This is a genomic window from Actinomadura oligospora ATCC 43269 (genome assembly GCF_000518265.1).
GTDB lineage: Bacteria > Actinomycetota > Actinomycetes > Streptosporangiales > Streptosporangiaceae > Spirillospora > Spirillospora oligospora.
Genome location: NZ_JADG01000010.1, coordinates 313,525 through 335,787, shown reverse-complemented (window position 1 = coordinate 335,787; position 22,263 = coordinate 313,525). Strand labels below are relative to the sequence as shown.

Sequence of the window (22,263 nt, the reverse complement as noted above, 5' to 3'; positions counted from 1 at the left end):
CTTCCGCCCTTATATACCGCCTTTATAGGGAGGATATGGTGAGGCCACTTCCGGTTTCGCCCGATCTGCTTAGAGTCTGCTGCCGTGAACATTCAGCAGGCGGTTGCGGAGCAGGTCAGGCGGAACCCCGGCCGGGTCGCCCTCGTCGCAGGGGATGCGCGCGTCACCTACGAGCAGCTGGAGCAGCGGTCCAACCGGATCGCGCACACGCTGCTTCGACACGGTGTCCGTCCAGGTGAAGCGGTCGGGGTCCTCATGGACCGGGGGGTGGACCTGGTTCCCGCCCTCCTCGGGACGCTCAAGAGCGGGGCCTCCTACGTGCCCCTCGACCCCGCATACCCACTCGACCGGCTGGCCTACACGGTCGCGGACAGTGGCCTGCGCCACGTCCTCACGCCTCCCTCCCTCGCCGGGCGGGTCCCGGCCGGCGCCTCGCCGGTGTCGGTGCAGGACGACGGGCCGTCGGACGACCCCGGGGTGCCCGTCCCGCCGGACTCACCGGCGTATGTGATCTACACCTCAGGGTCGACGGGGAAGCCGAAGGGCGTCGTCGTCGAGCACCGCAGCGCGCTGAACCTGCTGGCGTGGCTGGGCGATGCCTGGGGGGACGCCGCCGGGGGCTGGCTGGCGTCCACGTCGATCGGTTTCGACCCGTCGGTGATGGAGATCTTCGGGCCGCTGGTCCACGGCGGGACGGTCATCCTCGCCGACGACCTGCTCGCGCTGCCGTCGCTTCCGGCGGCGGACGAGGTGACGGCGCTCGGCGGGCCTCCGTCGGTGCTCGCCGCGCTGCTGCGGTCGGGGCCGCTGCCGTCCTCGTTGCGGCTGGTCTACTCGGGCGGCGAGGCGCTGCCGGGTGACCTGGTGGCGCGGTTCACCGCGGCGGCGCCCGGCATCCGCTTCTTCAACTGCTACGGGCCGACCGAGTGCACCACGCAGGTCCTGGTCCACGAGGTGTCGCCGGGTGAGAACCCCGTTCCGATCGGGCTGCCGATCGCGGGCGCGGTCGTCAGCGTGCGGGACGCTTCGGGACGTGAGGTCGCGCCCGGTGAGACGGGCGAGCTCGTGGTGGCCGGGCCGGTCCTGGCCCGCGGCTACGTCGGGTCGGACCCCGGCGGTTTCACCGAGCTGGAGGGGGTCGGCCGGGCCTACCGGACGGGTGACCTGGCGCGGTTCGAGGACGGCGTCTTCTGGTTCGCGGGACGGTCCGACGCCCAGGTGAAGGTTCGCGGACACCGGGTGGAGCCGGGAGAGGTCGAGCACGCGCTGGCCGGGCATCCCGCGGTGACGGAGGCGGCCGTCGTGGCCGTGCCGGACGCCGACGCCACGCACCGCCTGATCGGCTACGCCGTGGCCACCGCGTCCGAACGGGAACTCCTCGGCCATCTGGCCGACCGGCTGCCCTCGCCGCTGGTCCCCGACCGGATCGTGATCCTGCCGTCGCTTCCGCTCGGCCCCGGCGGCAAGCTCGACCGGGACGCCCTGCCCGCGCCCACCGCGGCGCCGGTCGGACGGGCGCCCGGCACCGCCGACGAGCGCCGGGTCGCCGCGATCGTCGCCGACGTCCTGGGCCTGCCCGAGGTGGGCGTGGACGACGGCTTCGCCTCCCTGGGCGGGCACTCCCTGGCCGCGGCCCGCGTCGTCGCCAGGGTCGCGTCCGACCTCGGCGTCCGGGTGCCGCTGCACGACTTCCTGGCCGCACCGACGGTGGCCGAGCTGGCGGCTCTCGTCTCCGCCGCGCCGCGCGCCGTCGCACCGTCCCGGCCGCGCACCGGGACCCACCCCTTGACCGAGGTCCAGCGCGGCCTGTGGGCGATGCGCCAGATCGACCCCACGACCCACGCCACCACGATCGGCCTGCGCCTCCGGCTGACCGGCCCGGTCGACGCCGCCGCCCTCCGTTCGGCCCTCGACGGCATCGTCGGACGCCACGAGGCGCTCCGAAGCCGCCTGGAGCTTCTGGACGGGGAGCCGGTCGTCCGCGTCGCCGCACCCGCCCCGGTGCCGGTGACCGAACACGACCTGCGATCGCTCGACCCGGCCCGGCGAGAGGAGGAGTTGTCGCGTCTGACCGCGACACTGAAGCCTTTCGATCTGACTGCGGACACACCACTTCTGCACGCTATTTGCGCATGGACAGGTCCTGAGACCGCCGAATTGCTGCTCGTCACCGACCACATCGCCTTCGACGGCTGGTCGGAGCGCGTCCTCCGCGAGGAGCTGGCGGCGGAGCTCGCCGGGCTGACGCCCGAAGCGCCCGACCTGCAGTTCGGCGACCTCGTCCACGACGAGGCCGAGGCCACCGAGCGCCGCGAGGACGGCTACTGGCGCGAGGAGCTCGCCGGGGCCGTGGTGCCGTACGACCTGCTCGGCGACCCGGCGTCCGTCCCGGGGCCGCGCGGGCGGCGCATCACCCGGCCCGTCGACCCCGTGCTGCTGGACGGCGTCCGGGAGCTCGCCGCGCGTCTCGGGCTCACCCCGGCGGCGGTGCAGCTCGCGGCGCTGGCCACGGTCGTCGGCGGCCTGTCGGGACGCACGGAGACGACCCTCGGGCTGACCGCGACCGTCCGTGACCGCCCGGGTCTGGACCGCGTCATCGGCCCGCTGCTCGACGTCCTGCCCGTCCGGGCCGACTTCGCCGACGACCCCGGTCTCGCCGCCCTCGCCTCACGCGTGGGCGAACGCATCACCCGGGCGTTCGCCCACCGGGACGGCCTGGCCGCCGCGGTAGCGGACGCGATCCCGCGCGCCCACGGAGCCAACCCCCTGCCGGTGGTGCTGGCGTTCCAGCCCGACGAGGACCCCGTGACGCGGGCCGGGGCCGTCGCGGTCGAGCTGGTGGGCGAGCTGGACCTCGGCGGCGCGGTCACCGAGCTCACCCTGCTGATGAACACCGGGGCCAAGGGCCCGGAGCTGGTGGCGGAGTACGCGACCGACCGGTACACCGAGTCGGAGGCCGCGCTGGTCGCCGACGCCTTCCTCGACGCCCTCGCCCGGACGGTCGCCGAGCCCGACCGCAAGGTCTCCTCGCTGGCGCTGGTCTCCCCCGCCGAGGACGAGCGCCTGCGGGCCCTCGGCACCGGCCCCGCCCTGTCCGGCCCTGCTCCTTCCGGCACGGCCACCACGGCGACGATCGTCGAGTCGATCCTGAGCGTCGACCCGGCTCGTCCGGCGGTCGCCTCGGCGAGCGGCGTGCTCACCTATGGCGAGCTGGTCGACCTGTCCGCGAGGGTCGCGTCCGCGCTGGTGAAGGCGGGCGTCGGTCTCGGCGAGCCGGTCGGCGTGAGCCTTCCGCGCGACCACCGGATGCCCGCGATCATGCTGGGCGTCCTGCGCGCGGGCGCGGCCTACGTCGCCATGGACGCCGACCTGCCCACCCGCAGGCTGGCCCTGATCGCGGAGGACTGCGGCATCCGCCACGCGGTCGTGCTCGGCGACCACGCGCTTCCGGACGAGCTGATCCTCCACGACGCCGAGACCCTGATGGCCGCGCCCGCCACCGGGCCGCTGCCCGCGCCCGATCCCGGACGGCTGGCGTACCTCATCTTCACCTCGGGCTCGACGGGACGCCCCAAGGGCATCCAGATCCCGCACCGCGCGATCGCGGCCTTCGCGGACGCGGTCCGCGCCGATCCCGGGATGACCGAGGACGACGTGGTCGTCGCGATGGCCCCGCTGGTGTTCGACATGTCCAGCTTCGAGTTCTGGGCGACGCTCTCGACCGGCGCCCGCGTGTTCGTGGCCGACTCGGCCACCGCGCGGGACGGCCGGGCGCTGGCCACGCTCCTCGACACCGTCGAGGCGACGCTGATCATCGCGACGCCGAGCAGGCTCCGCCTGCTGGTCGCCGACGGCTGGGCGGGACGTCCCGTCCTGCGCGTCCTGATCGGCGGCGAGCTCCTGGACGAGACGCTCGCCAGGGAGCTGACGGCGCGCACGGCGGGCGCGTGGAACGTCTACGGCCCGTCGGAGGTGACCGTGGTCTCGACGGTCCATCCGGTGGCCGCGCCGCCGCACGGCCCCCAGATCGCGATCGGCCACCCGATCCCCGGCGAGCGGATGGTCGTCGTCGACCCGCTCGGACGCCTGCTGCCGCTGGGCGTCCCGGGAGAGCTCTGGCTGGGCGGTCCCGGCGTGGCGGACGGCTACCGGGGCCGTCCCGAGCTGACGTCGGCGGCGTTCGTCCCCGCCGGGGACGGCACCATGCTCTACCGCTCGGGCGACCGGGTCGCCTGGCGGCCGGACGGCTCGGGCGGCCACGTCCTGGTCTTCCTGGGCCGACGCGACAACCAGATCAAGCTCCGCGGGTACCGGATCGAGCTGGACGAGATCGACGCCGTCCTCCGCGGGCACCCGTCCGTCACCGACGTGGCGACCAACCCCTCGCTGGGCGCCGACGCCGCCCTCCGGGCGCACGTCGTGGCCCCCGGCCACATCCCCGACGAGACGCTGTTCCCCGACCTCGAGGCGCACGCCCGGGACCGCCTTCCGGCCTACATGGTCCCCCGCACCTGGATCAGGCACTCCGAGCTTCCCCGCACCATCAGCGGCAAGCTCGACCGGCGCGCCCTGGATCCCGTCGCCGACGGGCCCGACGAACCCGACGAGGTCGCGGCCGACGACGCCGAAGCGGCGGACTCCGGCGGGGGCGCGCTGGTGGAGCTGATCGCGGAGGTCTGGGGGGCCGTGCTGAGGACGCGCGGACTCGGGCCGGACGACGAGTTCTTCGCGCTCGGCGGGACGTCGCTGGTGGCCACGCGGGCGACCGTGCGGCTGCGGGAGGCGCTGGGCTGCGACGTGCCGGTGATGGTGCTGTTCGACCATCCCGTGCTGGCCGACTACGCGGCCGAGGTGGAGCGGATCGTCCTGGCGGGACTCGAGGAAGAGGAGGCCGGGGCGTGACCGAGGCCGCGAAGGACCGCATGCGTGAACTGCTCGACCGGCGGGTCGCCGCGGCGCGCCAGGCGCCCGCGGGCATCCCGCGCGGCGTGGGCGACGGGCGGCTCTCGCCGGTGCAGCGCCGGATGTGGCTGGCGGGCGCGGCGGAGCCCGACAATCCGGCGTACAACGTCCCGGTCGTCCTGCGGCTGCGCGGGCCGCTGGACGTCCCCGCGCTCGAGGCGGCCCTGGCCGACCTCGCGGCGCGGCACGAGGTGCTGCACTCGCGGATCGCCGGGGACGACGACGGGCCCCGGGCCGTCCCGGGCGGCGCGCCGACGGTCTCCCACGCGCGGATCGACCCCTCCGAGCTGGACGGACGGCTGACCGCGCTCGTCGCACGGCCGTTCCGCCCGGCCGAGGAGATCCCGTTCCGTCCCGCGCTCCTGGAGCTCGGCGACGAGGACCACGTGCTGGCGCTCATCGTCCACCACCTGGCGGTCGACGCGGGCTCGCTGCCGCTCCTGGTGGACGAGCTGGCCGCGCTCTACCGGTTCAGGACGGGCGGCGGCCCCGCGCTCGACGCGCCCGCGCTGCAGTACGGCGACGCCGCCGCCTGGCTCAACGAGCGCGCCGGGTCCCCGGCGGCCGAGCGGGCGCTGGAGTGGTGGACCGACCGGCTCGCCGAGCTCGACCCCGCCCCGGTGCTGGCTCCGGTGCCCCGCACGGGCTGGTCGTCCGCGGAGCTCGACATCGAGCTGGACGCGGCGACGGTCGCGGCGGTCCGGGACCTCGCCCGGGGCGGGTCGGTCTTCCATGTGCTGCTGGCCGCCCTGCAGGTCCTGCTCGCCCGGATCGGCGACCCCGACGTGGCGGTGGGCGTCCCGGAGGCGGGCCGCAGGCATCCCGACCTCGAGGACGTCATGGGGTGCTTCATCGAGACCCTCGTCGTCCGGGACACCGTCGACGTCGCCGCCACCGGCCGCGAGCTGGTCCAGCGGGCCCGCGCGGCGGCCCTGGACGCCGTCAGTCGCGCCGAGGTGCCGTTCGACCGGGTCGCCGAGCGCGTGGCACCGGGACGTCCGCTGTTCGGCACGCTCCTCAACGTCGTCCCGCCGCCGCCCGTCCCGACGGGGTTCCCCGGCCTGTCCGCGGAGTTCGTCGACATCCCGATGACCGCGGTGAAGACCGCGCTGACCTGGACGTTCGTGGAGGATGGCTCGGACCTGCGCGGCCGTCTCGCCTACCGGACCGACCTCTACGACGCCGAGACCGCGCGCCGCCTGGCGGGCTGGTTCACCGCCCTGCTGGGCGGCCTGGCCGCCGATCCGGACCGCGCCGCCGGGGACCTCCCCCTGGAGCCCGGGGCCGACCACGTTCTCAGCGCCCCGGCGGCCGTCCGGGACCCGCGCGCCGTCCACGAGCGCTTCCTCGACCAGGCCCGTCTGGTTCCCGACGCGTGCGCCGTCGTGGCCGCCGACGGTGTCCTCACCTATGCCGAACTGGCCGACCGCGCGCGGCGTCTGGCCGGACGGCTGCGCGCGCTCGGCGTCGTCCGGGGCGACCACGTCGGCGTTCTCATGGAACGCACGCGGGATCTCCCGGTGGCTCTGCTCGGCGTCCTCATCGCGGGCGCCGCCTATGTGCCCGTGGACGAGACCGCGCCCGCCGCGCGCGTGGTCCAGGTGCTCTCGGGCAGCAAGATCGCCATCGCCTCCCCCGCCCTGGCCGACCGCCTGCCGCCGGGGCTGACCGTCCTGTCGGTGGACGACGCCCCGGCGGCGCATGCTTCGGAGGGCGCGGAGGACGTGTCCGGCTCGCCCGACCCCGCGGACCCGGCGTACGTGATCTTCACCTCGGGTTCCACCGGCACGCCCAAGCAGGTCGTCGTGGGCCACGGCAACCTCGCCGCGTACCTGGACGCCGTCGCGACCCGCGTCGGCGGCTCCTCGTCGTACGCGCTGGTCTCCACGATCGCCGCCGACCTCGGCCTGCTGAACGTGTTCGGCGCGCTGACGACGGGCGCGACGCTCCACCTGCTGGACCTGACCGCGTCGACCGACCCGGCGCTGTTCGCCGAGCGCGTCCGTGGCGTGGAGACCTTCAAGTGCGTCCCGAGCCATCTGGAGGGGCTGGCCACCCACGCGCCGCTCGCCTCCCTCCTGCCGGAACGGCTGCTCGTCCTCGCGGGCGAGGCCGTCCCGTGGTCGTTGGTGGATCGAATCGCGCAGGAGCGTCCGGATCTGGAGGTGCAGGTCCACTACGGGCCGACGGAGACCACCGTCTCCGTCCTCGGCTGCCTCGCGGGCGACGCCGCGCGCGAGTCGGCGAACGTGCCGCTGGGCACGCCGTTCCCGGGAGTGAGCTGTTTCGTCGCCGACGCCACGGGCCGTCCGCTGCCCCACGGCGTGCCCGGCGAGCTGTGGATCGGCGGGCCACAGGTGGCGCGGGGAGATCTGCACCGGTCGGGTGACCGGGCGCGGATCCGTCCCGACGGGATGGTGGAGTTCCTCGGGCGGATCGACGACCAGGTGAAGGTGCGCGGCCACCGCGTCGATCCGGGCGAGGTCGCCGCCGCCTGCCGCGCCGTCCCCGGGGTCGCCGAGGCGGTCGTCCTGGGCGTGCCGGAGGGCCTCGCCGCGTGGCTGGTCGCCCCCGGCCTGGACGAGGCGACCGTTCGGCGGGAGTTGCGGCGCACCCTGCCGGACGCCATGGTCCCGTCCTCGTTCACGTTCCTTGAGGCCCTCCCGCTGACCGTCAACGGGAAGATCGACCGGGGGCGTCTCCCAGCCCCGGCCAGGGCCGTCCGGGAGGCCGCGGTTCCGTCCTCGGCCGCCGAACTGCTCGTGGCCGAGGTCTGGAGCGAGATGCTCGGCGTCCCCGGCGCCGGGCCCGAGGACGACTTCTTCGGCCTCGGCGGCGACTCCTTCTCGGCCGTCCGCGCGGCGGCGCGGTTCGCCGAGCGCCTCGACGCCGCGGTGCCGCCGCGCCTGCTGTTCGACCACCCGAACCTCGCCGACCTGGCCCGCGAACTGGAATCCCTGACCGGGACGGCCGAGGAGCCGATCCCCCGGCGCGCCGAGACCGGGCCCTGGCCGCTGACCCCGCTGCAACGCCGCCTCTGGCTGGCGGGCGAGATGGACCCCGAGTCCACCGCGTACAACGTCCCGGTCCTGCTGCGGCTGCGCGGCGACCTCGACCTTCCGGCCCTGCGCGCGGCGGTGAGCGGGCTGGCGCGTCGCCACGAGATGCTCCGCACCCGGGTCGTCCTCCTGGACGGCGAGCCGCACGGGATCACCGACGACCCCGCCGAGGTCCCCCTCGAAACGGTGGATCTGGAACAGGCGGAGGAACTCGAAGCCCGCCTGGCGGAGCTGACCGGGCGTCCGTTCGCGTTGGCCGAGGAGCATCCGTACCGCGCGACGCTGCTCGTCCTCGGCCCTGACGAGCACGTCCTGGTCCTGCTCCTGCACCACATCGCCAGCGACGCCCGGTCCCGGGCCGTCCTCCTCCGGGATCTGGCGGCGTTGTACTCCGGCCGGGCCCTGAGCCCGCTCGACGTCGGCTTTCCCGACGTCGCCGCGTGGCAGCACGGCCGTCCCGCCTCCACGTGGTGGACCGAGCAGCTGGCGGACCTTCCCCCCGAACTCGACCTACCGACCGAACTGGACCGTTCAGCCGACCTCGGACAGGAGGAGGGGTCCACTGCGGGCTTCCTCCGGCTGGACCTCGGCGAGGAGCTGGTGGCGGGCGTTCGCGGCCTGGCCGCCGACGCCGGGGCGACCGTCTTCATGGTGCTGCTGACGGCGTTGCAGACGACGCTCGCCCGCGTCTCGGGAAGCGAGGACGTGGCGGTAGCCGTCCCCGAGGCGGGACGGCGTCATCGCGATGCGGAGAACGTCCTCGGATGCCTGCTGGACACGCTGGTCGTCCGGACCCGGCTGAACGGCGTCCGCACCGGCCGTGAGCTGCTGACCCGGACCCGGGGCGAGGTACTCGAGGCGTTCGCGCACGCCGCCGAACCGTACGAGCCGCCGCCGCTGCAGGTCCTGCTGAACCTCTACCAGGCGCCAGGCGCCGTGACCGGGTTCGACGGCCTCGCCGTCGAGGCCCTGGAGACGCTGCCCACGACCGCCCGATTCGACCTGAGCTGGACGGTCCAGGACGACGGATCCGGGTTGCGCGGCGGGCTCACCTACCGGCGCGACCTGTTCGACGACGGCACCGCCCACCGGATCGCGGGATTCTTCACCTCCGTCCTCACCCAGCTCGTCGCCACGCCGGACGGCCCGCTGGACGAGTTCGTCCTCGAACCCGGAGCCGACCCGATCCTCGTCGGGCCGCCCGCATCCGACCCGGACGAGCCGCTCGGCCTTCACGAGCGGATCGAACGCCAGGCCGCCCTGGTCCCGGAGGCCACCGCGGTCGCCGCCTTCGACGGCGCCTACTCCTACCGCGAGCTCGACGGCCTCGCCGACGCCCTGGCCGCGCGACTGTCGTCCTCCGGGGTGAGCCGGGGCGACCGGGTCGCGGTGCTCCTGCCGCGCTCCCGCGACCTGCCGGTCGCCCTGCTCGGCGTCCTCAAGGCGCGGGCCGCGTTCGTCCCGCTGGACGACGCCGCGCCCGCCGACCGCATCGCCGCCATGTGCGCGACGGCCGACGTCGGCGTCGCCGTCACGACCGCCGACCTCGCCGAACACCTTCCCCCGCACGTGACGCCCCTCCTGCTCGGCGCAATCACCGAGCAGGACCGCGCGGGATCGGAGAACACCGAAGGCGTCACGGGAGGCGACCTCGCGTACGTGATCTTCACGTCCGGATCGACGGGCGCGCCCAAGGGTGTCGCCGTCGAGCACGGCAACATCGCCACCTACCTCGACGGGGTGCTGCCGAGGGTCGGGACGCACCGCTCCTGGGCGCTGGTCTCCACGATCGCCGCCGATCTCGGGATGCTGAACGTCTTCGGAGCGCTGACGACCGGCGGGACGCTGCACCTGTTCGACCGCGACACGGCCGCCGATCCGGAGGCGTTCGCCGCCCGGATGCAGGGCGTGGACTTCCTCAAGTGCGTGCCGAGCCATCTGGAGCTGCTGGCGTCCCACGGGGACCTGGCTGCGGTGCTGCCCGAGCGGCTGCTGGTGCTGGCGGGCGAGGCGGTGCCCTGGTCGCTCGTCGACCTGATCGCCAAGGCGCGTCCGGAGCTGGAGGTCCAGGTCCACTACGGGCCCACGGAGACGACGGTGGCCGTGCTGACCTGCACGGCGCTGAACGGGACCGGGGAAGAAGGACGAGGCTCGGCGAACGTCCCGCTCGGCCGTCCGCTGCCCGGCGTCCGGTGCCTCGTGGCCGACGCCAGGGGACGCCCGCAGCCGCACGGCCTGCCCGGCGAGCTGTGGATCGGCGGCCCCCAGGTCGCGCGCGGCTACCTCCGCGCCGCCGACTTCGGGGAGTTCTACAGGTCGGGCGACAAGGCACGCGTCAGGCCGGACGGCGTGGTCGAGTTCCTGGGACGGATCGACGACCAGGCGAAGATCCGGGGCTACCGCGTCGAGCCCGGCGAGGTCGCGGCCGTCTGCCGCACCCTCCCCGGTGTCACGGCGGCGGTCGTCCTGGCCGTCGGGACGGGATCGGCGCGGCGCCTGGCCGCCTGGCTCGTCGCCGACGGGCTGGACGCCGCCGGGGCGCGCGCCGCCCTCCGCGCCCTGCTGCCCGACTACATGGTCCCCTCGACGATCACGTTCCTGCCGGAGCTGCCGCTCAACCCCAACGGCAAGGTGGACCGCAAGCGCCTCCCCCTGGACACGCCCGAGACCGACTTCGCGGAGCCGGAGACCGAGGCGGAGAAGCGGATCGCGCGGATCTGGGCCGACCTGCTGGACGTCGAACGCGTGGGAGCCGACGACGACTTCTTCGCCCTGGGCGGCGACTCGTTCCTGGCGGTCAAGGCCGTCCAGGAGATCGACCCCGATCTGCGGGTCATCGACCTGGTCACCAACCCGACCGTCCGGGAGCTGGCCGCGAGGCTCGGCACGACCGGCGAGGCCGGACTCCTGCACCGCCTGAGCGGCCCGCGCCAGGGCACGCCGACGGCCACGGTCGTCTGCGTCCCGTACGGAGGCGGATCGGCCGCCGTCTACCGTCCGCTGGCGGAGGCGCTGCCCGAGGGAACCGAGGTCCTCGCCCTGGAGCTGCCGGGCCACGACCCGGCCCGTCCGGACGAGCCGATGCGTCCCCTGGAGGAGGTCGTCGACCTGTGCGTGGCGGAACTGGCCACGCGGACGACGGGCCCGATCGCGGTCTACGGCCACTGCGTCGGCTCCGCGATGGCGACCGCCCTCGCCCTGCGCCTGGAGGAGACCGGCGTCGACGTGACGGGCGTCCACGTCGGCGGCAGCTTCCCCACCGCGCGACTGCCCGGACGGGTGTCCGCGTGGTTCAACCGGAGGCTTCCAGCCGACCGGTGGCTGTCCGACCGCGCCTACCGCGACGCGCTCCGTTCCATGGGCGGCCTCCCCGAGGACCTCGAGGGTCCCGCCGTGGAGACCGCGGTCCGCGCAATCCGGCACGACGCCCGGCAGGCCCAGGACTGGTTCACCCGGCGCCTGAGCGACCCGCGACGGCTCCGCGCGCCGATCCAGGTCATCGTCGGGGAGAGCGACGGCGCGACCGACCTCTACCAGGAGCGCTATCGCGAATGGGAGGCGTTCTCCCCCAGCGTCTCCCTCTCCGTCGTCCCCTTGGCGGGGCACTACTTCCTCCGCCACCAGCCCGAGACCCTCGCCTCCTTCGTCGCCGACCCGCCGTCCGCGCGGGCCGACGCGGCGCCCGCGCGGGCCGGGACCCCGCCCCTGCCGAAGACCGAGCTCCGCAGGTTCCACATCGTCGCGGCGGGACAGCTGGCGTCCATGGTCGGCAGCTCGCTCAGCTCCTTCGCCCTGGGCGTCTGGACGTACCAGCGGAGCGGCCGGGTGCTGGACTTCGCCCTCGTGACGATGCTGGCGCTCCTCCCGGCGGTGCTCGCCGGGCCTCTCGGCGGCGCGGTCGCCGACCGCAACGACCGGCGCAAGGTGATGCTCGCCTGCGACGCGGTGAGCGCCCTCGCCATGGCGGCCACAGCGCTCCTGCTCTGGCGGGACGCCCTGACGTTCGCTGCGGTCTGCGGCATCGTGACGCTCCTGTCGGTCGTGTCGGCCTTCCACCGGCCCGCCTACCTGGCGGCCGTCGCGCAGCTCGTCCCGAAGCCCTACCTCCCGCAGGCCAACGCGCTGGCGCAGGCCGGTCTCGGCCTCGGCACCCTGGTCGCCCCGCTGGCCGGAGGCGCGCTCATCGGCATGGCCGGTCTCCCGACCGTCGTCGCGGTCGACGTGGGCACCTTCGCCATCGCGCTGGTGACCCTGGCGGCCGTCCGCTTCCCCGACCGGATGTTCCGCAGGAGGGAGGAGTCGTTCCGCTCGGCGCTCGCCGGAGGCTGGCGGTTCATCGCCAAGCGTCCGCCCCTGATGGTGATGGCGGGCTACTTCATGGGCGTCAACTACTTCACGGCGCTCACCCTCGCGGTCGTCTCCCCGATGGTCCTGGCGCAGGACGGCGCCGTCGAGCTGGGCGTCGTCACGGCGGCGGGCGGACTCGGCGCGGTGCTGGGCAGCGTCCTGATGGTCCGGTGGGGCGGCACGCGACGGCTCGCGGACGGCATGGTCGGCTTCGTGGCCGTCGCGGGGGTCGCGACCGTGCTCACCGGGCTCGCGGGCGTCGCCTCCCTCGTTCCGCTGGTCGCCTTCGGCCTGGCACTGCGCTGGGGCTCGACGAGCGTCATCAACGCCCACTGGCTGGCGATCATCCAGCTCAAGGTGCGGATGGAGCTGCAGGGCCGGGTCCTTTCGACCAACCAGATGCTGGCCACGGCCATGACCCCGCTCGGCTACCTCAGCACGGCCCCCCTCGCGGCGGGCGCCGGGGCCGTCACGGGAACCGAGGGCGGCACGTCGCTCGGCTGGCTGCTGGCCGTCATGGGCGTCCTGCTGACGGGCTGGGGCCTCGCCGGTCTCCGCATGCGGCGGCTGCGCCACCTCGAGGACCTGCTGCCGGACGCGCTGCCCACCGCCGAGAGCACCCGTGACCTGGACGAGCTACAGGAGGAGGCCGACCGGTCACTGACCGCCGAACACCACGATCGCTGACCGCCGACACGCGGTCACAGCCCGGCGTTTCGCGCACAGTGAAGGAGGAAAAGGGGGCGCTTTCTTGATCTTCGAGCGTACCCTCGCAGGGTGTACGTCAGCCTGCTCGGCGAGATCGAAGCCCAGGTGGCGGGCCGTCCCCTACCCCTCGGCGGACCGCACCGGATCTCGCTCCTCGTCCTGCTCGCACTGAGGGCGGGTAGCGTCGTTCCCGCCTCGGAACTGATCGAGGCGCTCTGGGACGGCGCGCCACCGCGCAGCGCCCTCGCCAATGTGCACGGCCACATCAGCGCCCTGCGCAACGCGATGAGGGTCTCGGGCCACCCGGACGCCCCGGAGCGGGTGCTCGTCACCCGCTCCCCCGGCTACCTGCTCGACCCGGCGCTCTGCCAGACCGACCTCGGCCTGTTCGAGGAACTCAGGGAACAGGCCTGGTCGGTGCGCGCCGACCCGGCCGCGTCGGCGGGCCTGTACGCCAAGGCCCTGGCCTGCTGGCGCGGCCCCGCGCTGCTGGACGTCGGCAGCGCCTTCCTCCGCAGGCACGCCGAGCACCTGGAGCACCGGCGCCTGCAGACCGTCTGCGACATGGCGGAGGCGCAGCTCGAGCTGGGACTGCACGACACCGTCGCGCTCGAACTGCGTCCGCTCGTCGACGCCAACCCCTATGACGAGCGCCTGCGCGCGGTCCTGATGCTGGCGTTGTACCGCGGCAGCCGCCAGGCGGAGGCGCTGACCGTCTACCGCGAGGGACGCCGCGCCCTGATCCAGGACCTGGGCCTGGAGCCCGGTCCCGAACTCCGCCAGCTCGAGGCCGCGATCCTGACCCAGGAGTCGGTCCGTCCCGCGACCGTCCCCTCCCTGCGCACCACGCTCACACCGCGTCAGCTGCCGCCCGCCCCGCCGCTCCTGGTCGGCCGGTCCGCGCAGCTCGACGCCCTGCACGCCGCCCTGGACGGCGCGTCCCCCACGTCCCTTCCCGTGCTGACCATCACGGGGCCGGTCGGATCGGGAAAGTCCGCCCTGGCCCTGCACCTGGCCCACCGGCTCCAGGAGGCCCACCCCGACGGGCAGCTCTACGCCGACCTGATCGAGGACCCGGACCGGATCCTCGGCCGTTTCCTCGGCTCCCTCGGCGTCCCTCCGGACTCGATCCCGGACCCGCTGCCCGACCGCATGGCCCTCTTCCGGACGCTGACCGCCGACCGACGCCTCCTTCTTCTCCTCGACGACGCCGCCGACGAGTCCCGGGTCCGTTCGCTCCTTCCCGGCGGGCCCACCTGCTCGGTCGTCATCACGGCCCGGCGCGCTCTGACCGCCCTGGACACCACCGCCACGATCCGCCTGGAGCCGCTGCCCGACCACGAGGCCGCCACCCTCTTCACCGCTCTCACCGGCACCACGCCGGGCCCGGCGGTCGTCGGCCTCTGCGGCGGGCTCCCGTCCGCGATCCGGGCCGCGGCCGCCCTCCTGCAGTCCCGGCCGCACTGGCTCCCGTCCGACCTGGCCGCCTGGCTCAGCGACGACCACCGCCGCTTCAACCTCCTCACGATCGGCGACCAGAACCTCCAGACCTCCTACACCCGGGTCACCTCGGTTCTCTGCGCCCCGGCCCGCCAGGCCCTCGCCGTCCTGGCCCGGGGACCGGCCACGCCCGCCCACCTGTCCAGAGTCCTCTCCCTCCCCCGGGCCCACGCCGAGGACCTCCTGGAGTACCTCGTCGAGCACCACCTGGCCACCCCCAGACGCTCCGGCGACACCTGGACCTACGTCCTGCCCGCGCTCCTGCGCCTCCACCTCACCCGGATCGCCGCCTGACACGCCGAACGGGGCCCGGGTCGTCGACCGACCCGGGCCCCGTTCGACATCCGGCCTCGTCTCCTGGCCGGGATCGACTGTGCTCGCCGTACGCTCCGTCGGGACGACGGGCTAGGCGTGCTGCGGCACCTCGTCCTTCAGCATCCCTCGTAGCTGCTCGCGCATTTCGGGAGTGTCGGTGTGCCCGTGCACGGAGACCGCGTGCTGGACGGCCGCCTGCATGACCTCGTCCTCCTCGCCGGAGATGGTCAGCGTGCAGTTGGTCTCGCTCGGGAATTGCCTGCAGTCGGCTACCTTGCGCATTTCCTACCTCCCCTCCGCCGGTCCCGTTCGGCCGACGGACGACGGTGAATACGTGCAAACCCGTATCAGGCAGGTCCGTCCGGTCCCGCGAGATCATCTCTCCGGGAGCGGTCTCTTCCAGCCTAAAACCCCTGGTCAGCGTCGGCAAGGTGGGCACCCGCCCTGATCCGGGGCATCTCGGGGCCAGACCCGCCCCGTCCCCAGGAACCGCCTCCCGACGCCCCGGCGCCGCTCCCCGCTCAGCCGCTGACGTGCTGCTTGTGGTAGATCCCGTCGATGCACGTGAGCCCGATGAAGGGCAGGTTGTGGACGGTGCCTCCGCCGTCGCGGCACTGCTGGGCCGTGACGTCGGCGGGCGCGGACGCCGAGGCCGGAAGCGCACCCGGCAGCACGCCGGTGAACACCGCCGCGGCAGGAAGGACGATCAAGGCCCGAGACCCGAGCCGGCGCACGGAACCGTTCATTTGCCTGAACACTCCTTCACTCTGCTTTCACTCACCCTTCTCGGCGGGCCTGCCGTGAGCGGGGTGGAGTCGCTGGAGGGCTTCTCGGTCGAGCTTCCCGCCGGGAGTGCGCGGGAGGGCGTCCGTCAGCCGGAGGTGCTGGGGGTGGGTGCTCGCGGGATGGGACCGGTGGAGGTGGGCGTGGAGGTCGGCCAGGCTCGTCGTGTGCCCGGCTCGGGGAACCACCGCGACGGCGGTGGCGCCGTCCGGCAGGGCGTAGACCGCGGCCTCGATGACGGCGGGGTGCTCGCTGATGCAGTTCTCCAGGGGCTGCGGATAGGCGCCGGACGGCAGGCGCTCGGTGAGCCGTCCCGCCAGGAACAGGTAGCCGTCCTCGTCGAGGTGAGCGGCGTCGCCGGTGGGGAGCCACTCCGGCTGGCCGTCCGCGAGGACGCCGAGCCGGTCGGCGATCGCGACGCCGGGCTGGTCGGACGGCGTTCCGGTCGCGAGGTCGATGTAACCGGCCATGTTCTGGGCGGAGCGCACCCAGAGCTGCCCGACGTGCCCAGGTGGCAGAGGGGTTCCGTCCGGGGCGCAGATCTTGGTCTGCATGTGTGGAGCGGGACGGCCGACCGAACCGAGCAGTTCGCGACGCCGGTGGTCGGCGGGGCTCAGCGTGGCGATCAGGGCGGCTTCGCTGCTGCCGTAGTTCTGCATGAGCACGTCGGGAATCTGCTCGGCGATGGCGGCCAGGCGTGCGGGGACGACCGGGGTCCCGCCGTAGAGCAGCAGCCGCAGTTCACCCAGGTCGGAGCCGGTGGCGGCCAGATGATCGGCCAGGGCGTACAGCACGGCGGGACGTCCGATCTCGCACTGCCGTACGCGTTCTCGGCGGATGAGGCCGGTCATCGTGGCGGCGTGGTCGTCCTCCGCCAGGATCGCGGTGCCGCCGGTGGCCAGAGCCCACTGAGCCATCAGGTCGGGCAGGAACGGCCCCGGAGCGACCAGGAGTCGCCAGGGGGACGGCCCATAGGCGGCCAGCGCAGTGGCGAACTGGGCGGCTTCGGCATGGTTGGTGTAGGCGATGGCCTTGGCTGCGCCGGTCGTACCGCTGCTGAAGATGACCGACGCGAGCGCCTCAGGCCGTGCCTGCGCAGAGGGGGACGGATCGGTGCGCCGTCCGGTGACCTGCTCGGGCTCCAGATACAGGCAGGGGTTGCCGAACCCGGCGGCCGTCAGCGCCTCCGCATGCTGACGGCGGGACGGGTCGACCAGGAGGACAGGCACCGGGAACCGGCGCAGCGCCCTGTCGACGTCCTCGAGCGGCATGCGCGGCAGCAGGTACACGTACGGGCAGCCGAGGATGTACGCGGCCAGCCGGCTGATGGTCGATTCCAGGTTCGGCCCGTACAGGCAGGCCACGGTGTCACCGGGCTGGACGCCGTGCTCGACGAGGCGGGCGGCGAGTGCATGCGCATCGGCAAACACCTGCTCGCCGGTCAGGCGGCGCGTCCCGCGCACCAGGACCTCCCGAGCGCCGGCCGCCCGCACCCCCGCCACGAGCGCCCGCCCGAAGGCACCGCCCACCGCCGCGCCGGTCGCCGGCCCACCATCCCCCGGTGCGCCGGGGGATGGTGGGCCGGTTTCCGGACGCTCCTCGGCTGAGGTCACCCGAGGCTCTCCTCACCGGCCGGTTCCCCGGCCTGCCGGGGGACGTTCCGACGGCCTGCCGTGCGACCGCTCACGGCGCGGTCGCTCGGCTGGTCGTTCGCCTGGCCGAGGGCGACGCCCTGCCGGTCGGACGACCGCAGCTGGTCGTCGAGGTGCCAGGGGAACAGGTGCAGGTTCCAGCCGCCGAGGCAGTTGATGTACAGCGCCATGTGCGACATGAGCGCGATGAAGTCGTCGCGACCGCCGTCCTGGCCGGGGTCGAGGTGCTGCAGGCAGTCCATGAGCCGGTCGGTGAAGTCGCCCAGGCGCTGCAGCCCGCAGTAGGCGAGGAACTCGGCGGGGACGGCGCCGAACAGGCGGGCCATCTGCCGCAGCGAGTCCAGCGGCATCCCCTGACGGGCCGCCTGCACCAGCCCGGAGTAGACGTTGTAGCCGAGGGGCCGGGTCTCGCCGTTGACGAACAGCATGGTGGTCAGCTTCGTCCCGTAGCTGCCCGCGCCGGAGGCGATCAGCCCGGCGTGCAGGTCGACCAGTTCGGCGGGCGCCTGCAGCCAGATCCGGTCGGTCTCGGTGTGCAGGTCGCCGATCAGCTCGTCGACCAGCGGGTCCGACGCGGGGAGGCGCGGGATCCCGTTGTCCTGCTCGTCCGGCCGCCGCCAGGGGCCCTCTCCGGCCTGGCGGACCTCCACCGGGATCGGTTCCTTGGTCTGGTAGACCGCGCTCCAGACCGCCGCCCCGACCCGGGCGAGCCGTTCCACGTCCCCGGCCGCGACCTGCCCGACCGGCGTGGCCGGCATCGGCTCGGTCAGGTCACCGTATTTGATCCCCAGGTGCTGGAGACGCGAGCAGAAGATCGTCCCGTCCGGCGCCGTCCTCCGGTCCACCCGCTGCGAGCCCCGCAGATGGAGCAGCTGGTGGATCGGAGCGACGTGGAACAGGTGATGTCCGGCCACGAGGGCGTGGCCCTGGAGGCTGCGGTAGGGCAGGGCGTCCCACAGCGCGTCGGCCAGGGCCGGGTTGCGCTGGTCCAGTTCGGCGGTCACTGACAGGCCAAGGGTCGGCCACTCGAGCGTCAAGCGTCTGTTCACGACGAGTGACTATAAGCTACGGACAGTCATCACGGCAGGACTTTGATTCGCGCGGAGGTCCGTTCAGAGCTCGGCGGAAGCGATTCCCCAGGCTCGCGCGTCGCGCGTCCAGCTCCGACACAGCCCGCCAGGGCCCCGGACGGAGACAGAGTGACCCCGAGGGAGCACATCTCCCTTACCCGCAGGACCGCCCCCACCAGCGAGACGGCAATACAGCCGCCGACGCCGCTCAATTACTGTGCGTATCGAAATCACCACTCCAAGCCTTGAGGGCGTGATGCCGCGATGGCGGATCCAGCACTGAACGGCCCGGCCGCCGCGACCGTGGAGAGCGCGGCGACGGGCTTTGACGGTCGCCGCGTCGCCTCCGGCACGGCGGGAAGCGGGCGGGCCCTTCGGAGTCCGCGCGGCCCGGCCCCCTGGATCCGGCGGCACCGGCGGGTGGAGGCGGCATGAGCGACCGGGCCGAGGTGGTGGTCATCGGCGGCGGGATGATCGGGCTGTCGATCGCCGCGCACCTGGCCGAGGACGGGTGCGACACGGTCCTGCTGGAACGCGGTGCGCTGGGGTCGGGAGCCTCACGCGCCACCGCCGACGTCGTCCGCACCTACTTCGGCGGCGACCCGGAGGGATCGCGGCTTGCCGTCCGGAGCCTGGCGGCCTACCGCCGCCGCGGCGTGCCGCTGCACCAGGTCGGGTACCTGGTGCTGTTCACCGAGCCCGAGCAGGTCGAGGCGTTCGAGGCCGAGCTCGCCGAGCAGCACGCCGCCGGGGTGCGGGTGGAGCTGATCACCGCGGACGAGGCCCTGCGGCGCAACCCGCTGGTCGACGAGCCGTCCCTGCTGGCGGCGGCCTGGTCGCCCGACGCCTACATCAGCGACACCCGGCGGATCGTGGTCGGCTTCGAGCAGGCGGCGCGGCGGGCGGGCGCCCGCCTGCACACCGGACGCCCGGCCATCGGCATCGACCTGGACGCCGGGGTCGTCGCCACTCCGAACGGGGGCGTCACCACGGACGCGATCGTGTGCGCGGCGGGCCCGTGGTCGTCCTGGATCACCGCCGCGGCGGGCGTCGAGGCGCCGCTGGCCGAGCCCTCCGTGCAGGAGCTGCTCGGCACGGGGCCGCTCCCGGCCCTGCCCGACATCCCGGTCACCCTGCACGCCGCGAGCCGCCTGCTGATCCGCAGAAGGGGCGAGGGACTGCTGATCGGCATGGGCTCCCCCGGTCCCGACCGGCGGGAGTGGCTGGACCAGGCCACCGCCCAGCTGGCACGCACCTACCCGAGCGTGGACCTCACCGGCCTGCACACCGCGGTGACCGGTCCCAAGGACGCCAGCCCGAACCGCATGGCCTCGCTGGGACGCCGTCCGGGGGTCACGCCGTTCCTGCACGCCACGGGGTTCTCCGGCCACGGGCTGTGTCAGGCCCCGGCGGCCGGCGAGCTGGTCCGCGCCCTGTACCGCGGTGACGACCTGACCGCCTTCGGCATCGGCGCGGACGGCCCCACGGCCGCCCGCGAACCCGACCCGAACCGACCGGCCCGATCGAGAAAGGGCTTGTGAATGGACGCCCCGGCTCCTGACGTGATCACCATCGACGCCCAGATGCGTGACGTGCACGCCCAGAACGAACGGCTCCGCCGCGCCGGACCCCTCGTCCGGGTCGAGCTGCCCGGAGGCGTGCGCGCCTGGGCCGCCACCCGCCACGACACCGTCCTGACCGTCCTCACCCACCCGGACCTGTCCAAGGAGCTGCGCCACTGGGCCGACTGGGCCGAGGGCGCCGTCCCCGCCGACTGGCCGCTGAACAACATCATCACCGCCCAGTCCATGATCGCCAAGGAGGGCGAGGAGCACCGGCGGCTGCGCCGCATGGTGAGCCGGACCTTCACCGCCCGGCACGTGCACCGGCTGCGTCCGCGCGTCGCCGAGGTCGCGGGCGAGCTGCTCGACGCCCTGGCCGTCCACGGGCCCGGCCCGGTCGACCTGCGCCGCCACTACTGCTACCCGCTGCCCCGCGACATCATCTGCGAGCTCATGGGCGTGCCGCGCGCCTGGCACACCGACGGGACCAGGCTCACCGACTCGCTCGTCCGCAGCACCGACGAGGCGGGCTACGCCGCCGTCCGGATGAGGACGCTCCACGCGATGTTCGCCGACGTGATCGCGCTGCGCCGCACCGAGCCCGGCGACGACCTGACCACCGCGCTCATCAACGTGCGCGACGAGGACGGCGACCGGCTGAGCGAGCCGGAGCTGCACGACATGGTGATGACCCTGTTCATCTCCGGGCACGAGACCACCATCAACCTGATCAGCAACACCGTCCGCGCCCTGCTCGCCCACCCCGACCAGCTCGCGATCCTGCTCAGCGGGACCATGCCGTGGAGCGCGGCGGTCGAGGAGACGCTGCGCTGGCAGTCCCCCGTCGCCTACTTCCCCATGCGTTACGCCGTCCGCGACGTCGAGATCGAGGGCGTCCGTCTCGCCGCGGGCGACGCGGTGCTGATCTGCTACGCCGCCGCCGGACGCGACCCCGCCCACTACGGCCGCCGGGCGGACCGGTTCCGCCTGTCCGACCCCGCGGCCGAGCACCTGTCCTTCGGGCACGGCGAGCACTTCTGCCTCGGCGCCGCCCTGTCCCGGGTGGAGGCGGAGGTCGCCGTCCAGGCCCTGTTCACCGCCTTCCCCGACCTGGCCCTGGCCACGCCGCCCGACACGCTCCCGCCCCTCACCACCGCCCTGAGCAACAGCGTCCGCACCCTGCCGGTCCTGCTCGGCCCGCGTTCCCCGCGGACATGAGCGCCAGGCCCGAAGGCATCAGTCCGCCGATGGAGACCCGAGAGATGGCTGAACGAGACCCGAGTCCCTCGCACATCCGGCCGTTGGCGGATCTGACGATCCCCATGGCGATCCGGGTCGCCGCGACCCTGCGGCTGGCCGACCATGTCGCCTGCGGCGTCCACACGACCACCGAACTCGCCAAGGTCGTCGACGCCGATCCGGACGCCCTCGACGTCACCATGCGCCACCTGGTGACGGCCGGTGTCCTCACCCGTGACGCCGAGGACCGCTACCGCCTCACGCACCTGGGAGACCAGCTCCGCGACGAGCACCCCGAGCGCATGCGCGACGCCCTGGACATCGAGGGCGCGATCGGCCGCGCCGAACTCTCCTTCGCGGCCCTGCTCCAGACCGTCCGCACCGGCCTGGCCGCCTACCCTCACCACTACGGGCGGACGTTGTGGGACGACCTGGTCGACTCCCCCTCGCTCGCGGCGTCGTTCGACGCGTTCATCGGGTTCAAGACCGCCACCATCGCGCCCGCCGTCGCCTCCAGCTCCGTCTGGGCGGGCCTGGACCATGTGATCGACGTCGGCGGCGGCGACGGCACTCTGGCCGCCGCCCTGTTGACGAGCCACCCCCGGCTGCGGGTCACCGTCCTCGAACAACCCGGCCCCGCGGCCACCGCCCGCGCCGCCCTGGCCGCCCGCGGCCTCGCCGATCGCGCCGAGGTCACCGTCGGCAGCTTCTTCGATCCGCTGCCCGCCGGTGCCGACGGCTACATCCTCAGCCACGTCCTTCACGACTGGGACGACGAGGCCGCCACGACGATCCTGTGCCACTGCTCCGACGCCGCGGGCCCGGACGGATCGGTGTTCGTGGTCGAGATCGGGTCCGGCCCCGACGGCCCCAGCAGCGGCATGAACCTGCGGATGCTGGCCTGGTTCGGAGGACGTGAACGCACCCCCGAGGGCATCGCCCGCCTCGCGGGCAACGCCGGGCTGGCGGTCAGGACCGTCCACGAGGCACCGCCGCTGCACATCATCGAACTGGCGAGACCCGAGTGACGGGCGGGCCGCACGACCAGGCTCTGACCGGTCGTGCG

The 22,263-nt window shown here is 73.9% G+C and carries 10 protein-coding genes; 6 read left to right on the top strand and 4 right to left on the bottom strand.

Features of this window, described 5'->3' with window-relative positions:
• The first annotated feature begins 84 nt into the window (after positions 1 to 84).
• The 3 genes from P696_RS0117675 to P696_RS46330 all read left to right on the top strand — a co-directional run bounded on the left by P696_RS0117675 (position 85) and on the right by P696_RS46330 (position 14,870).
• Positions 85 to 4,902, top strand: coding sequence for a non-ribosomal peptide synthetase (locus P696_RS0117675; protein WP_084337681.1), 4,818 nt, complete (start codon positions 85 to 87; stop codon positions 4,900 to 4,902).
• The gene (locus tag P696_RS46335; RefSeq protein WP_051467806.1) at positions 4,899 to 13,055 is read left to right on the top strand and encodes a non-ribosomal peptide synthetase/MFS transporter; all 8,157 of its coding nucleotides are present in this window, start codon (positions 4,899 to 4,901) and stop codon (positions 13,053 to 13,055) included. Before P696_RS0117675 ends, P696_RS46335 begins: the two co-directional genes overlap by 4 nt.
• Before the next feature lie 90 nt (positions 13,056 to 13,145).
• Positions 13,146 to 14,870 (top strand): AfsR/SARP family transcriptional regulator, encoded by a 1,725-nt coding sequence (locus P696_RS46330; RefSeq protein ID WP_051467805.1) that lies wholly within the window; start codon positions 13,146 to 13,148, stop codon positions 14,868 to 14,870.
• Positions 14,871 to 14,981: 111 nt separating this feature from the next.
• On the opposite strand, the gene P696_RS0117660 is transcribed toward P696_RS46330, so the two are convergent.
• From P696_RS0117660 to P696_RS46325, 4 genes are all read right to left on the bottom strand, one after another.
• Positions 14,982 to 15,173: a DUF1059 domain-containing protein gene (locus P696_RS0117660; RefSeq protein ID WP_026413359.1), complete on the bottom strand. Its 192-nt coding sequence runs from the start codon at positions 15,171 to 15,173 to the stop codon at positions 14,982 to 14,984.
• 239 nt (positions 15,174 to 15,412) lie between these two features.
• Positions 15,413 to 15,637 (bottom strand): hypothetical protein, encoded by a 225-nt coding sequence (locus P696_RS0117655; protein ID WP_026413358.1) that lies wholly within the window; start codon positions 15,635 to 15,637, stop codon positions 15,413 to 15,415.
• Between the two features lie 27 nt (positions 15,638 to 15,664).
• Positions 15,665 to 17,167, bottom strand: a complete 1,503-nt coding sequence (locus tag P696_RS0117650) for a class I adenylate-forming enzyme family protein (RefSeq protein WP_281174954.1) — start codon at positions 17,165 to 17,167, stop codon at positions 15,665 to 15,667.
• Between the two features lie 116 nt (positions 17,168 to 17,283).
• On the bottom strand, positions 17,284 to 18,375 hold the full coding sequence (locus P696_RS46325) for a cucumopine synthase-related protein (protein ID WP_170026491.1): 1,092 nt from the start codon (positions 18,373 to 18,375) through the stop codon (positions 17,284 to 17,286).
• 452 nt (positions 18,376 to 18,827) lie between these two features.
• Between P696_RS46325 and P696_RS46320 the strand changes: the two genes are divergently transcribed.
• The 3 genes from P696_RS46320 to P696_RS0117630 are packed head-to-tail and all read left to right on the top strand — an operon-like array spanning position 18,828 to position 22,225.
• Positions 18,828 to 19,937, top strand: a complete 1,110-nt coding sequence (locus tag P696_RS46320) for an NAD(P)/FAD-dependent oxidoreductase (protein WP_051467804.1) — start codon at positions 18,828 to 18,830, stop codon at positions 19,935 to 19,937.
• A complete protein-coding gene (locus tag P696_RS0117635; protein WP_026413356.1) occupies positions 19,938 to 21,176 on the top strand; it encodes a cytochrome P450 family protein in 1,239 nt (412 codons plus the stop codon).
• Between the two features lie 44 nt (positions 21,177 to 21,220).
• Positions 21,221 to 22,225, top strand: a complete 1,005-nt coding sequence (locus P696_RS0117630; protein WP_026413355.1) for a methyltransferase — start codon at positions 21,221 to 21,223, stop codon at positions 22,223 to 22,225.
• Positions 22,226 to 22,263: the final 38 nt, after the last annotated feature.

What these genes read in the sequence shown, in the direction of transcription:
- P696_RS0117630 (WP_026413355.1), top strand. Translation starts at nt 21,221, where the DNA reads ATGGCTGAACGAGACCCGAGTCCCTCGCACATCCGGCCGTTGGCGGAT.
- P696_RS0117655 (WP_026413358.1), bottom strand. Translation starts at nt 15,637, where the DNA reads ATGAACGGTTCCGTGCGCCGGCTCGGGTCTCGGGCCTTGATCGTCCTT.
- P696_RS46320 (WP_051467804.1), top strand. Translation starts at nt 18,828, where the DNA reads ATGAGCGACCGGGCCGAGGTGGTGGTCATCGGCGGCGGGATGATCGGG.
- P696_RS0117635 (WP_026413356.1), top strand. Translation starts at nt 19,938, where the DNA reads ATGGACGCCCCGGCTCCTGACGTGATCACCATCGACGCCCAGATGCGT.
- P696_RS0117660 (WP_026413359.1), bottom strand. Translation starts at nt 15,173, where the DNA reads ATGCGCAAGGTAGCCGACTGCAGGCAATTCCCGAGCGAGACCAACTGC.